At 71.7% G+C, this 13,420-nt stretch carries 10 protein-coding genes; 4 read left to right on the top strand and 6 right to left on the bottom strand.

All coding sequences use genetic code 11. From position 1 onward, the window contains the following. Together gpt and MNZ29_RS24780 are read right to left on the bottom strand one after the other, a co-directional pair. The gene (gene gpt / locus MNZ29_RS01015) at positions 1-561 is read right to left on the bottom strand and encodes a xanthine phosphoribosyltransferase (protein WP_242332971.1); all 561 of its coding nucleotides are present in this window, start codon (positions 559-561) and stop codon (positions 1-3) included. Between the two features lie 162 nt (positions 562-723). Continuing rightward, positions 724-2,253, bottom strand: a complete 1,530-nt coding sequence (locus tag MNZ29_RS24780) for an OmpA family protein (RefSeq protein ID WP_242332969.1) — start codon at positions 2,251-2,253, stop codon at positions 724-726. Positions 2,254-2,550: 297 nt separating this feature from the next. Between MNZ29_RS24780 and MNZ29_RS01005 the strand changes: the two genes are divergently transcribed. The 4 genes from MNZ29_RS01005 (at position 2,551) to MNZ29_RS00990 (ending at position 7,034) form a co-directional block, all read left to right on the top strand. After that, positions 2,551-3,504: a DUF481 domain-containing protein gene (locus tag MNZ29_RS01005; RefSeq protein ID WP_242332968.1), complete on the top strand. Its 954-nt coding sequence runs from the start codon at positions 2,551-2,553 to the stop codon at positions 3,502-3,504. 55 nt (positions 3,505-3,559) lie between these two features. After that, entirely contained in the window at positions 3,560-4,060 is a 501-nt protein-coding gene (locus MNZ29_RS01000; protein WP_242332966.1) for a rubrerythrin family protein, read from the top strand. A 145-nt stretch (positions 4,061-4,205) separates the two neighbouring features. Continuing rightward, a complete protein-coding gene (locus MNZ29_RS00995; RefSeq protein ID WP_242352275.1) occupies positions 4,206-5,189 on the top strand; it encodes an MDR family oxidoreductase in 984 nt (327 codons plus the stop codon). Positions 5,190-5,423: 234 nt separating this feature from the next. After that, positions 5,424-7,034: a CARDB domain-containing protein gene (locus MNZ29_RS00990; protein WP_242332962.1), complete on the top strand. Its 1,611-nt coding sequence runs from the start codon at positions 5,424-5,426 to the stop codon at positions 7,032-7,034. Between the two features lie 139 nt (positions 7,035-7,173). Here the strand turns inward: MNZ29_RS00990 and MNZ29_RS00985 are convergent, their stop codons facing one another. From MNZ29_RS00985 to MNZ29_RS00970, 4 genes are all read right to left on the bottom strand, one after another. Further along, positions 7,174-8,991: an Ig-like domain-containing protein gene (locus tag MNZ29_RS00985; RefSeq protein WP_242332960.1), complete on the bottom strand. Its 1,818-nt coding sequence runs from the start codon at positions 8,989-8,991 to the stop codon at positions 7,174-7,176. A gap of 184 nt (positions 8,992-9,175) precedes the next feature. Beyond that, positions 9,176-10,843: an L-lactate permease gene (locus MNZ29_RS00980; RefSeq protein ID WP_242332958.1), complete on the bottom strand. Its 1,668-nt coding sequence runs from the start codon at positions 10,841-10,843 to the stop codon at positions 9,176-9,178. Between the two features lie 147 nt (positions 10,844-10,990). After that, a complete protein-coding gene (gene btsR, locus MNZ29_RS00975; RefSeq protein WP_242333170.1) occupies positions 10,991-11,695 on the bottom strand; it encodes a two-component system response regulator BtsR in 705 nt (234 codons plus the stop codon). After that, complete coding sequence (locus tag MNZ29_RS00970) at positions 11,695-13,380, bottom strand: sensor histidine kinase (protein WP_242352273.1); 1,686 nt, start codon at positions 13,378-13,380, stop codon at positions 11,695-11,697. Before MNZ29_RS00970 ends, btsR begins: the two co-directional genes overlap by 1 nt. Between the last annotated feature and the right edge of the window lie 40 nt (positions 13,381-13,420).

The following is a 13,420-nucleotide window of genomic DNA, read 5'->3' as shown; positions in this document are numbered from 1 at the left end:
TCACTCCGTCTCGCGCCGCTGCCGGATCGGAGAGACGAACCGGTAGTCGATGTCCCAGGGGAAGTAGATCCACTTCTCCTGCCGGAACTCCTTCACGAACGTGTCGACGATGGGGCGCCCGAGCGGCTTGGCGTAGAGCGTCGCGAAGTGCGCCTTCGGGAGCCGCTCCCGGACCGCCTGGGCGGTCCGGCCGGTGTCGACGAGGTCGTCGATGAGGAGCCAGCCGTCGCCGTCGCCCTGGACCGTCTTCAGCCAGCGGAGCTCGCCCTGCTTCTGCTCCGCGCCGCCGGACTCGCCCCCGCCGTAGCTGACGATGCAGACCGTGTCGATGAGCCGGATGTCGAGCTCGCGGGCGACGAGCGCCGCGGGAACGAGGCCGCCGCGCGTGATCGCGATGATGCCCTTCCAGTCACCGAGCTCGTGCAGGACGCGCGAGAGGTAGCGCGTGTCGCGGTGCAGCTCCGGCCAGGAGATGACGATCTCGTCCTTGTACGGACCCTCGTCGGACGGGACCGCACCCCGACCCTTGCCGGGCGAGGAGTTCGTCGGGTCTGTCGCCATGGCGTGTTCTACCGGATGGGGCTGACAGCGCCGACAGGCGGGCGGATGGCCGCCTGAGTCAGGCGACGCCGGGCGGCAGGCGCTCGAGGGCATCTGCGCCAATGAAGAAAAGAGGCCCCCGGCGAACCGGGGGCCTCGAGGTTTCGGCGAAGCGGAGGCTCGCTACTCGGACTGCACGATCGAGATCTCGACCCGGCGGTTGGCCTCGCGACCCTCCGGCGTGTCGTTGGACGCGATCGGGCGGCTCGGGCCGTAGCCCTTCGCGGACAGCCGCGCCTTGTCGACGCCGCGGGCGGCGATGGCCTTCGCGACGGCGTCGGCGCGGGCCTGCGAGAGCCGCTTGTTCAGGGCCGCGCTGCCGCTCGAGTCCGCGTGACCTTCGACCTGGACGCGCTTGATCTCGGGGTGCTCCTTCAGCACGTTCGCGATGTCCTCGATGAGCTTGTCCGACTCGGGGCGAATGGTGGCCTTCCCCGCCTCGAACTGCACCTTCTCGCGGAGCTCGATCTTCTTCGCCTCCGGCTGCACCACGACGCGCGGGCAGCCCTGGTTGTCGGCAGGGCCGGCCTGGTCCGGGCACTTGTCCTGGTGATCCGGGACGCCGTCGCCGTCCGTGTCCTTCGCCGGGCAGCCCTTCAGCTCAGGGAGGCCCTTCTCGGTCGGGCACGCGTCGTCCTTGTTCGCGACGCCATCGCCATCGTCGTCGAGGTTGGGGCACTGATCGGGCGTGTGCGACTGCCCCGGAGCGCAGGGATCCACCGGCGCGGCCGCGGCCGGGGGCGGCGGAGGCGGCGGCGCCGCCTGCTCGGGGGCGGCCTCCTTCTTCGCGCGCGCGCCCTCCATGCCGAAGGCGAGGCCGACGACGCCGCGCCACTCGGGCGTGCCGATCGCGTTGAAGAACCCCGGGCCGCCGAGCGCGAACAGCTCCGCGGGGCCGAGGACGGCGCGCAGGCCCGCGAGGACCTCGGCGGTGCTCGGGCCGGCCTCGAAGGGCGTCGCGCCGCGGAACGACAGCTCGGGCCGGATGGTCCCCTTCATCGCGATGGTCGCCCCGTAGATCACCTCGGAGCCCACGTTCGTGTTCTGGATCTGCTCTCCCTCGCGCGCGACGAGGCCGCCTTCCGCGCCGATGATCACGTTGCCGAGGTCGCGGCCGAGCTCCAGCTTCAGCAGCGCCGCGGGCTTCGAGAACTTGGCGAACGCGCCCGCCGTGCCCCAGGGAGGCAGGAACTCGCCGGCGAAGGCGACGTTCACCGGCGAGGCGCCGTCGCGCTGCGAGAGCGCCGAGATGCGGATGCCGAACGAGGGCATCCCGAAGCCGTCGCTCTTCGCGGCCGAGAGGCCACGCTCACCGTCCTGGTTCAGGACGTAGCTCGCGCGGGCGTAGAGCTCGACGCGCTCCACCGGGACGTAGTCGAGCGTGAGGTGGAGCGTCTGGCGGTCCTTCACGATCGCGTCGCCGGTGCGGCGGCCGAACAGCTCGGTGCCGTGCCGCACGAGCGGCCGATGCTCCCAGTCGCCCGCAGCGGAAAGGCGGAAGCTCCTCGCGGGATTCACCTCACCCGTCCCGACGACGAGGGAGCCGATCGCGGAAGGGTCGAGCTGCAGCCGCTCGAGCTCGAACGATTGGGCCGACGCGGCGTTTGCGAGTGCCGCAAGCACCGCGAACGTCAGGATTCTGACTTTGGTCACTTTTCAAGCCTCATGTTGAAGGGGGGAGTAAGCGAACGGGCGCAAATTACCTCCAATGCCTGACAGCCGGGCATTGAATCGTCCGCTCCTCTCCATCTGTGGCCCACCTTTCGGGCCGAGGATGGAAAGGTACCCCGGAGAGCTACCCTTATGGCCGCATTCGCCTAAAATGGCGAGCGTGCTTCACGCGCCCGTCCCGCTGGTCGCCGAGAAGCGCGCTCTTTTGCCGCACGATTCCGAGCCCGGAGCCCGTGCGCTCGCCCCCTCGATTCCGACTCCGAACCCCCCGAGACCGACATGACCACCGCCGCAATGCTCCTCGCCACGTTCCTCGTGGCGCAGACCGAGGCGCCCGCCGCGACCACCGCGGCGGCCCCCGAAGTCGCCGCCGATCGCGCGGCCGCCGCAGCCGAGAAGGCGGCTGCCGCGGCGCTCCTCGCGGCAGAGGCTGCCGCCCGTGCGGCCGACGCCGCCGCCCGGGTCGCGGCCGTCGTCCCCGCCCGCTTCGAGGTCCCGGCTGCGCCCCCGGCGCCGGCGCACGCGGTCCCGACGAGCTGGTCCAGCACCGTCGGGCTCGGCCTCATCTCGCTCACCGGCAACTCGAACACGGTGACGTTCAACGCGAACGCGGCCGCCGAGCGGAAGAGCGCGTCGTGGATCTGGGGCGCGAAGGTCTCCGCGAGCTACGGGCAGAACCGCGTGGCGGGCGTCACCGGCTCGCAGACGGTGGCGGAGGCGGCCGGTGCCCAGCTCCGGCTCGATCGGCGCTTCGGCGAGCGCTACAGCGCGTACGTGCTCGGCGCGGCGGAGACCGACCACGTGAAGAGCGTCGAGCTCCGCGGCACGGGGGAGGTCGGCGCGACGGTCGTGTGGGTGGACGCCGGCGGGCCCTCCGGCTGGAAGACGAGCCTGCGCACCGACCTCGGCTTCCGGCTCGCGAACGAGGCCCGCTACCAGTACTACCCCACCGCCGCGCAGCTCCCCGACGACACCCTCTACGCCCCGCGCGCCGGGCTCGGCTTCAGGTACGCCATCTCCAAGGACGTCCTCTTCGCCGAGGACGCCGAGGTCCTGCCGAACGTCGTCGGCGAGAGCAGGGTCGTCTTGAACAGCCTCTCCAAGATCTCGACGCGCCTCTCGCGCTCGCTGGCGTTCGGGGTGTCGTTCACGGTGAATCACGACAGCCGGCCCGCGCCGACGAAGGTCTCGACGGACACGGCGCTCGGGCTCACGCTGGACGTGCTGCTGTAAGAGCGCCGGCGCTCGCCCGTGGTATCCATCTCGCCTCGCAAACAGGAGACCCACCATGCCCGCCACCGTCGATAACCTGAAGGTCGCCTTCGCCGGCGAGAGCCAGGCGAACCGCAAGTACCTCGCGTTCGCGCGCCAGGCCGAGAAGGAGGGCTACGCGCAGATCGCGAAGCTCTTCCGTGCCGCGGCGGAGGCCGAGACGATCCACGCGCTCGGACACCTCGCCAACATGGGCGGCGTCGGCTCGACGCTCGAGAACCTGAAGAGCGCGGTGGCCGGCGAGACCTACGAGTACACCGAGATGTACCCGCCCATGGTGGAGCAGGCCCAGCGCGAGAACCACAAGGCGCGCTACCTGCTCGGGTTCGCGAACGCCGCCGAGAAGGTCCACGCAGGGCTCTTCGGTCAGGCCCTGAAGGCGCTGGAGTCCGGCGCCGACCTCTCGACGATGGAGGTGTACCTCTGCCCCGTCTGTGGGGACGTCGAGTTCGGCACGCCGCCGGACAAGTGCCCGGTCTGCGGCGCGCCCCAGTCGAAGTTCCAGCTCGTCGCCTAGCTCTGGACGTGGCGAGGTCGCTCTGCGGCGCCGGCTCTTCCCGGGTCGCGAACGCAGCACCTCGGATGCGGCTCGAGCGCGCCGAGCGAACCATGAGATCGTGACGCTCTCCCGTCGAGTGGGGACGGGCACGGAGGAGGCGCGAATGTTCAAGGCGATCGTCGTGGAGAAGGCCGCCGCGGGGCACGAGGCCCGCCTCGCCGAGCTCGACGAGGCGCAGCTCCCGGAAGGCGACGTCACCGTGCGCGTCGAGTACTCCACCCTCAACTACAAGGACGCCCTCGCCATCACCGGCGCGTCGCCGGTCGTGCGCAAGTACCCGATGGTGCCGGGCATCGACCTCGCCGGCGTCGTGGAGGCGAGCGGCGATCCCGCGTGGTCACCGGGCGACAGGGTGTTGCTCGACGGGTGGGGCGTGGGTGAGAGCCACTTTGGCGGGCTCGCGCAGAAGGCGCGGGTGAGGAGCGCGTGGCTCTTGCCGGTGCCTGCGGCCTTCACGTCGCGGCAGGCGATGTCCATCGGCACCGCGGGCTACACGGCCATGCTCTGCGTCCTCGCGCTGGAGAAGCACGGCCTGAAGCCCGGCGACGGCGAGGTGCTGGTCACCGGCGCCGCGGGCGGCGTGGGCAGCGTCGCGATCGCGATCCTGTCCAGGCTCGGCTACAGGGTCGTGGCCTCCACGGGGCGCGCCGCCGAGGCGAGCTACCTCCAGTCGCTCGGCGCCGCGGAGGTCATCGACCGCGCCCAGCTCTCCGCGCCGGGCAAGCCGCTCGGCAAGGAGCGCTGGGCCGGCGCCGTGGACTCGGTCGGCAGCCACACGCTCGCGAACGTCTGCGCGACGACCCGCTACCGGGGCGCCGTCGCGGCCTGCGGGCTCGCGCAGGGCATGGACTTCCCGGCCACGGTGGCGCCCTTCATCCTCCGCGGCGTCACGCTCTACGGCGTCGACAGCGTGATGGCGCCCAGGGCGCTCCGCCTCGAGGCGTGGTCGAGGCTGGCGCGCGACCTCGACGCGACCAAGCTCGACGCCATCACGCACGAGATCGGGCTCGGCGAGGCGATCGGGGCGGCCCGCGACGTCCTCGCGGGCAAGGTCCGCGGGCGGCTCGTGGTGAACGTGAATCGCTGAGCGGTGAGGGGCCGACGGGCGCGCGAGCGCGCGATTCCGGGACCTCGCTCGTGACTCGCTGGAGCGGCTGGCGCAACCGCGCCGCCCGCCGCGCGCGTGGCGTCCCTGCGACAATCCGCCCGCGCCGCCCGTGCGCTGAGCGTGCTAGCGATGTGTGCTTCACAACCAGTCATGAGGCGGTCGCGCATGGGGCGAGCTCCCGCTCCAGGCGCGGGCGCCTCGCGGAGGAGTTGGATGCGCTCGAAGCTCTTGGGTGTCGTGGTGGCCCTCGCGGTCGGCTCGTCGGCGGCCGCGCTCGACGGGCCCAACCTCGTGGTGACGCGGCTGGACGTGCCCGCGGTCGTGAACAAGGCGGAGCCGGCCACGTACGTGGCGACGGTGAAGAACATCGGCAATGTCGCCACGAACTCGCCCGGCGGCGTGTACGTGGTGGTCTACTTCTCGTCCGACGCGACCATCACGCCCGACGACCCGGCGTGGGCTTCGGGCTGGTTCTCGGACTTCGCGCCCGGGCAGGAGAAGACGGTCGCGATGAACGTGCCGGCCGGCGGAGGCTCGGGGCCGGGGGTGTTCTGGGCCGGCGCGATCGTGGACGGCCCCGACGGCTACGGCGGCGCGCGCGTCCCCGAGACGAACGAGGACGACAACACGCTGCTCGGGACGCAGATCACGGTCACGCAGTCCGACCTGGCGGTCACGGGGATGGCAGGGCCGACGAGCATCCAGGCAGGCGAGACCGTCACGGTCACCGCGCACCTCAAGAACCTCGGGGACGGGCGCACGAGCGGACCCATCGGCGCGAGCGGGTTCTATCTCGCGGCGTACGTCACCGGCGACGCGAACATCACCGAGTGTGACGACGCCGGCTTCGACTGCGACCTCCAGCGCGCGCTCGTCTGGGTGGACACGATGGCTCCTGGTGAGGAGCGGGACGTCGTGCTCACGTTCAGCTCGACCATTCCCGGGTACATCGGCCTGCTCGCGGACACGGGCGAGAACCCGGCGAAGGGGACGTTCGTCTACGAGCGCGACGAGTCGAACAACGCCCTCGTTCCGGCGTTCACGGCGGTCGGGCCGGATCTCGTGGTGACGCGGCTGGACGTCCCCGCGGTCGTGAACAAGGCGGAGCCGGCCACGTACGTGGCGACGGTGAAGAACATCGGCAACGTCGCGACGAACTCTCCCGGCGGCGTGTACGTGGTCGTCTACTTCTCGTCCGACGCGACGATCACGGCAGACGACCCGGCGTGGGCTTCGGGCTGGTTCTCGGACTTCGCGCCCGGGCAGGAGAAGACGGTCACGATGAACGTGCCGGCGGGTGGCGGCTCCGGGCCGGGGACGTTCTGGGCCGGCGCGATCGTGGATGGTCCCGACGGCTACGGCGGCGAGCGCATCCCTGAGACGAACGAGCGCAACAACACGCTCCTGGGGAGTCGGGTCACGGTCACGCAGTCCGACGTGGCGGTCACGGGGATGGCCGGGCCGACGACCATCCAGGCAGGCGAGACCGTCACGGTCACCGCTCACCTCAAGAACCTCGGGGACGGGCGCACGAGCGGCCCCACCGGCGCGAGCGGGTTCTACCTCGCGGCGTACGTCACCGGAGACGCGCAGATCACGGAGTGTGACGACGCCGGGTTCGACTGCGATCTGCAGGTCGCGCTCGCGTGGGTGGACGTGATGGCTCCGGGTGAGGAGCGGGACGTCGCGCTGACCTTCAGCTCCACCGTCCCCGGGTACGTCGGCCTGCTCGCGGACACGGCGGAGAACCCGCAGAAGGGGACGTTCGTGTACGAGCGGGACGAGTCGAACAACGCCCTCGTCCCGGCGCTCGTCGCGCCGTGACCGACCGCGGTCAGGAACCGCCGGTTCGATTCGCAGCCCCCCGGCCTCCCTCTCCACGCGGCGAGGGAGGCCGGGGAACGGCGCCGGCGCGACGCTCGAGAACCTGAGCGCCGCGCCATCCGTCGGTCGGGCGCGGCGATCAGAGCGGCTCGCCGCCGAACCCCACCGTCGTGATGAACACGTCCGTGTTGCCCGCGTTCGTGGCGCCCGGGAAGGCGCCCGCCGTCGAGCCCACCACCACGACGCCGTTGGCGCCGATGGCGATCGCCGAGCCGTGATCCGACGCGGCGGTCCCGATGCTACGCATCCACAGCTCGGTACCCGCGGGATCGAGCTTCATCACGAACGCGTCCCTGCCGCCGAAGCCACCGCCGTCGGTGAAACCGACGACGTAGACGTCTCCCGCCGCGTCGAGGGCGACCTGGCTGGGCATCTCGAAGGCGGACCAGTCGAGCACCCGGGTCCACAGCACGGCTCCGGTCGCCCCGTCCAGCTTGACGAGGACGACGTCGGTGTTGCCGGAGCCGACGACGGTGCGGTGGCCGGCGGCGTAGACGTCGCCCGCGGCGTCGAGGGCGATCGTGGTCAGGACCTGCGAGACGGTGAGGTCGCTGAGCCGCGTATCCCACCGGACGCTCCCGGCCGCGTCGAAGGCGGTGACGAACGCGCCCCCGGCCGGCGAGGTCGGGCCGCAGAAGCTCGTCCCCGTCGTGTTCGCGAAGCAGCCCGACACGACCGGCCCGGCCGCGCTCGACGCCACGTCGAACGCAAAGCCGGGCACCACGGACGTCACCGCCTGCTGGAGCCCGGCGCCGTCCACGGTGGCGACGAGGCTCCCTCCGCTGCCCATCGCCGCGACCAGCACCCCGTCGCCCCCGGGCGCCGCCGCCACCGACGCGATCTGGGTGAGCGTCCAGCCGCTCGCGACGATGCTGGGCTGCGACCACTCGTGGAGCCCCGCGGCGCTCACCTTCTCGAGAGACGAGCCCAGGTACGAACCCCCGTCGGTCACGAACGAGGTCGTCCACCGCTGCGCCACGAGGTACACGTCGCCCGCCGCGTCGATCGCGGCGGAGGACACCCGCTCCGCGTCCGCGCTCCCGAACTGGCTCGTCCACACGGGCGCGGCGAGCGGGTCGAGGTTCGCGACGAAGGCGTCGCTCAGCCCCGCGCTCGTGAAGCCCGGGAACGCGTCGCCCACGACGCCGGCGAGGAGGAGGTCTCCGGCCGAGCCGAGGAACACCGCCGTGGCGCGGTCGCCGCCGGCGGTGCCGAGCTGCCGCACGGTCCCCGGGTACGACGGCAGCGCCGTGGTCGCGACGTGGAGCGAGGCGACGCCCGCCGTGCCCCCGTAGGTCGCCACGATCTGCGCGTCACCGTCGCGCCGCGCCGTCACGAGCCCGAGATCGTCGACGGTCGCGACGCTGGGATCCGTGCTCGCCCACTGGGGCGCCGCGATCACCAGCTCGCCGCTGGGAGCCCGGATGATCGCCGTCGCCTGGGCCGTTCCCCCGGGCACCAGCTCCATCACGAGGGGCTGCACCACGATCGACACCGGCCCGATCACCACGCTGACCGGGAGCTGCCCGGACCTCGGCACCATGGGGATCGAGACGGCGGCGTTCGTCCCGCGCGCCACGTCCACCGTGACGGATCCCTCGTGCGTGATCTCGCCGGTGGTGTCGTAGCCCCGCGCGCGGATCGTGCGGGCGGTGCCAGGCGAGACCCTGATCGTCCCCGCGGCGACCCCGTCGACGGCGGTGAGGTTGAACACCAGCGGCGTCGCGAGATCCGGCGCCGTCACGTCGATGACGATGACGTCGATGGGCGTCCCCACGACGACGGCGGTGACGCTCAGCGCCGTACCGTCACCTTCTCCTCCGGAGCGCTGCGTACCGCACGCGGTGAAGACCAGCGACGCGAGCGCCAGCGCCAGGACCGTCCCTCTCGATTGCATGTGTGCCCCCCGTAGGCATGTCGCCGCCAGGAAGGCGACCTGGCGGCCAGGGGCCATGCAACCGGGTTGGCGAGCGGGGGTGCAACCGTCCTTCCCGGGCTCACGTCATGGCTTAAGGCTGACGAGGGGCGCCGCGACGCCCTCCCCGGCGAATCTGGGCGCAGCCCCGTGACGCCGGCCCCCTCTAGTGGGGGACCATCCACTGCAGCCAGTACGCCTGGACGAGCACGACCACGCCGACGAGGCACGCCAGCGCGAGCGAGTGCCAGAACACGTAGCGCAGGATGGCGCCCTCGTGGCCGTCCTGCTTCGTCGCCACCGACGCCACGACGATGCTCTGGGCGTCGATCATCTTGCCCATGACGCCGCCCGAGCTGTTGGACGCGGCCGCGAGGATCGGGTTCATCCCGATCTGCTGGGCCGAGACCACCTGGAGGTTGCCGAACAGCACGTTCGACGAGGTGTCGGAGCCGGTCAGCGCCACGCCGAGCCAGCCGAGCAGCGGCGAGAAGAACGGGAACAGGAAGCCCGTCGAGGCGAACGCGAGGCCCATCGTCGAGTCGGAGCCCGAGTAGCGCGTCGTGAACCCGAGGGCGAGCATGGCGGCGATCGTGAGGAGCGAGTAGCGCACCCGCTTCAGCGTGCCGAGGTAGGTCCTGGCGAGCGTGACGGGCGACAGCCTCAGCCACAGGCCCGCGACCACGCCCGCGAGGAGGAGGGCCGTGCCCGTGGCGGAGAGGAGGTTCAGGCTGAACCGCGCCGCCTCGGGGTGGACCTTGGCGGCGACGGGCGGCGCCTTGAGGACCAGGTTGTGGAGGAACGGCACGTCGAACGTCGGGTTGAACAGCCCGTTCAGCCAGCTCTTCACGGCGGGCTGGCCCCACACGAACACCGAGACGGAGAGGACGATCCAGGGCATCCAGCCCATGAACGCCTCGCCGAAGGTGTGGCGGCGGAACGCGGCGGCGGCGCCGACGGACCGGCGCTGCGGCGCTGCGGCGGCCTCCGTCGCGCGCTCCTCGGGGAACCGCCACTCCTCCTTCGGCTGCCACACCTTGAGGAAGGCGTAGGTCACGACGATGCAGGACGCCGCGGCGACGATGTCGACGAGGTTCGGCCCGATGAAGTTCGAGACGAGGAACTGGGGGATCGCGAAGGAGAGCCCCGCGACGAGGCACGCCGGCCACACCCCGAGCATCCCGCGGAACCCGGCCATGGCCCACACGAGCCAGAACGGGACCATCAGCGAGAACAGCGGGAGCTGGCGCCCCGCCATCGAGGAGAGGGCCAGCTCGTTCAGGCCGGTGACCTTGGCGAGCGTGATGATCGGGGTGCCGAGCGCGCCGTAGGCCACGGGCGCGGTGTTGCCGATGAGCGCCAGGCCGGCGGCGGCGAGGGGCTTGAAGCCGAGGCCGATGAGCATCGCGGCGCTGATCGCGACCGGCGTGCCGAACCCCGCGGCCCCCTCGATGAACGCGCCGAACGCGAACGCGATGAGGAGCACCTGGATGCGCCGGTCGCCCGCGAGGCCTCCGATGGTGTCCTTCACCACCTCGAACTTCCCGGTCTTCACGGTGATGTCGTAGATGAAGATGGCGTTCAGGATGATCCAGCCGATGGGCAGGAGGCCGAAGGCCGCGCCGTACGCGGCGGTCGCCCCCGCCATGCCGAGGGGCATGCCGTAGACGCCGACGGCGATGCCCTGGGCGAGCACGAGCCCGAGCAGCGCCGCGACGTGCGCCTTCACGTGGAAGAACGCGAGCGCCGCGAGGAGGACGACCACGGGGATCGCCGCCACGAGCGCGGAGAGGTGGAGGTTGCCGAGGGGCACGTAGGTCTGCGTCCACGTCATGTCGCTCTCCTGCGGTTCGAGACGCCGGCGTTCGCGGAGCTTCCGTCACGCTGGTCTCGCACGCGGCGCGGGCGCACCCCGCCCGTTCCGGGCGACCGGTCGCGGAGCGGAGGGGAGCGGGGTCTTTCGCGGGGTGACCGGCGGGCCTCAGAGATCGAGGCGGGCCTTCACGGCGGGCAGGTGCCGGCGGCTCACCGGCACGTCCTTCCCGGACCGGGTCCGGATGACCGCGAGGCCCTCGTCGATGCTGATCTCGTCGACCTGGTCGGCGTTGACGAGGAACTGCTTGTGGCAGCGGACGAGCCCGGCGCGCTCCTCGAGCACCTTCAGCGTGAGCTCGGTGAAGAGCTCCGCCTTCGCGGTGACGACGTACACGCCGGCCTCGCTCGACCGCACGAACTCGACCTCCGGGACGTCCACCAGCTTGATCGCGCGGGCGGCGAGGCAGGGGATGCGCCGGATCTCGGCGCGCGGGTACCCGGGCCGGGCCTCGGCGCCGGGGAGCTTCCGCAGCCGCTCCACGGTCTTCGCGAGCCGCTCGCGCGAGACGGGCTTCAGGAGGTAGTCGAGGGCGCGCTCCTCGAAGGCGCGCAGCGCGAACGCGTCGTGGGCGGTGACGAAGACGATCGCCGGCAGCTCGTCGTCGTCCAGCATCGAGAGGAGCTCGAACCCGGAGATGGCCGGCATCTGGATGTCGAGGAACACCACGTCCGGCCGCTGCTTGCGGATGGCCTGGATGGCCTCGACGGCGTTGCCGCAGCGGCCCGCGATCGAGAACGCGCCGGTCTCGAGGAGGAGCGACTCGAGCTCCTCGCGCGCGTGCAGCTCGTCGTCCACGATGAGGGCCCGCATCACGCGGCGGCTCCCTTCCCGGGCAGGCACACCGTCACGCGCGTGAGCTCCTGCGGCACGCAGGTGACGGTCAGGCCGAACGCCTCGCCGAAGAGGTTCTTCACGCGCTTGTCGACGATCTGCATGCCGAGGCCGGCCTTCTCGCGCGGCTGCTCCTTCCACGCGCCGCCGTTGTCCTCGACCTCGATGAGCGCCGCGCCGTCCTTCCGGAAGGCGCGGATGGTGGCGCGCCCCTCGCCGAGCATGTCCGAGAGCCCGTGCTTGAAGGCGTTCTCGACGAGCGGCTGGAGGGTGAACGCGGGCATCTCGAGCGAGAGGAGCTCCGGGTCCACGTCGGTCTCGACGGCGATGCGCCCCTCGAACCGCGCCTTCTCGATCTCGAGGTACGCGCCGACGTGCTCGAGCTCCTCGCGGAGCGTCGACACGTCGCTCGAGCGCTTCAGGTTCTTGCGGAAGAAGTTCGAGAGGTGGATGAGCAGGTCCCGCGCGCGGTCGCCGTCGCGGCGCAGGATGGCGATGATGGTGTTGAGCGCGTTGAACAGGAAGTGCGGGTTCACCTGCGCCTGGGCGAGCTTCAGCTCCGACATGACGAGCAGGCTCTTCTGCTCCTGGTAGCGCGCGATGAGGAGCTGGCTCGAGAGCACGGCGCCGAGCCCCTCGCCGAGCGACTTGTTCATGTTGAGGAAGCGGCGCCCGCGCGGCTCGAAGAGCTGGACCGTCCCGACGACGCTGCCGTCCACCTGCAGCGGCGCGATCACCATCGAGCTGAGCTGGCAGCTCGGCGACACCGTGCAGTCGTAGGCCTGGCGGACGCCGTCGGCGAACACGACCGCGTTCTCCGCGATCGACTGGCGCGTGTAAGGCGAGGCGATCGGGTTGCCCGGCAGGTGGTGGTCGGAGCCCATGCCGGCCCAGCCGAGGACGCGCTCGGTGTCGGTGACCCCCACCGCGCCGACGCCCGTCTCCTCCTTGATGATCGCGGCGAGCTCGCCGGCGGTGTCGCGGCCGATCCCGCGCACGAGGAGGCGCAGCGTGCGGTCCGCGACCTTGAGGGCGCGGGCCGAGGACGTCGCCGCGACGCGGTCCTGCTCGCGCTGGCGCTCGAGGAGCACCGCCATGAAGAGCGCGGCGCCGATGGGGTTCGCGATCACCATGGGCCCGGCGATCGCCTTCACGATCGCGATGGCCTGCTCGGGCGGCGCCTGCGTCAGGTACCGCACGATCACCATGTGGAGGATCTCGCCGACGAGGGTCGTCGCGAAGGCGACCCGCGGCGTCATCAGGCGCTCGGGCCGGCGCTTCAGGGCGACGTGCACGAGGCCGCCGAGGAGGCCCTCCAGCGTGGTGGAGACGGCGCCCGGGAACGCGGCCGCGCCGGTCATCGCGGTCACGCGGTGCAGGCCGGCGGTGGCCCCCACGAGCATCCCGAGGGCGGGGCCGCCCAGCAGGCCGGCGAGCGTCGAGCCGACCGCCCGCGCGTTCACGATGGCCTGCCCGCCGACGACCGGCACGCCGAGGTAGTTCCCGAGGATCGCGATGCCGCTGAAGACGAGGTACAGGCGGATCTTGCCGCGGGGGCGGGGCCAGTCGGGCTTGAGCGGCCGGAACGCGGGGGACCGGCAGTACAGGTAGAAGATGACGAGGAAGACCGAGAGCGCCTCGATGAGCTGCAGCGCGAGCTTCATGCCGGTCTCCCGTCGGCCGCGCGTCCCTCCTCGAGGTCGG

The sequence above is a fragment of the Anaeromyxobacter sp. SG64 genome (assembly GCF_022690745.1).
In the GTDB taxonomy this organism is placed as follows: domain Bacteria; phylum Myxococcota; class Myxococcia; order Myxococcales; family Anaeromyxobacteraceae; genus Anaeromyxobacter; species Anaeromyxobacter soli.
The sequence above is the reverse complement of the archived record's forward strand: the minus strand, read 5'-3'. Positions and strand labels throughout refer to the sequence as shown.

Coding starts and splice junctions, on each gene's coding strand:
- gpt (WP_242332971.1), bottom strand. CDS start 561: ATGGCGACAGACCCGACGAACTCCTCGCCCGGCAAGGGTCGGGGTGCG.
- MNZ29_RS01005 (WP_242332968.1), top strand. CDS start 2,551: ATGACCACCGCCGCAATGCTCCTCGCCACGTTCCTCGTGGCGCAGACC.
- MNZ29_RS01000 (WP_242332966.1), top strand. CDS start 3,560: ATGCCCGCCACCGTCGATAACCTGAAGGTCGCCTTCGCCGGCGAGAGC.
- MNZ29_RS00995 (WP_242352275.1), top strand. CDS start 4,206: ATGTTCAAGGCGATCGTCGTGGAGAAGGCCGCCGCGGGGCACGAGGCC.
- MNZ29_RS00990 (WP_242332962.1), top strand. CDS start 5,424: ATGCGCTCGAAGCTCTTGGGTGTCGTGGTGGCCCTCGCGGTCGGCTCG.
- MNZ29_RS00985 (WP_242332960.1), bottom strand. CDS start 8,991: ATGCAATCGAGAGGGACGGTCCTGGCGCTGGCGCTCGCGTCGCTGGTC.
- MNZ29_RS00980 (WP_242332958.1), bottom strand. CDS start 10,843: ATGACGTGGACGCAGACCTACGTGCCCCTCGGCAACCTCCACCTCTCC.
- btsR (WP_242333170.1), bottom strand. CDS start 11,695: ATGCGGGCCCTCATCGTGGACGACGAGCTGCACGCGCGCGAGGAGCTC.
- MNZ29_RS00970 (WP_242352273.1), bottom strand. CDS start 13,380: ATGAAGCTCGCGCTGCAGCTCATCGAGGCGCTCTCGGTCTTCCTCGTC.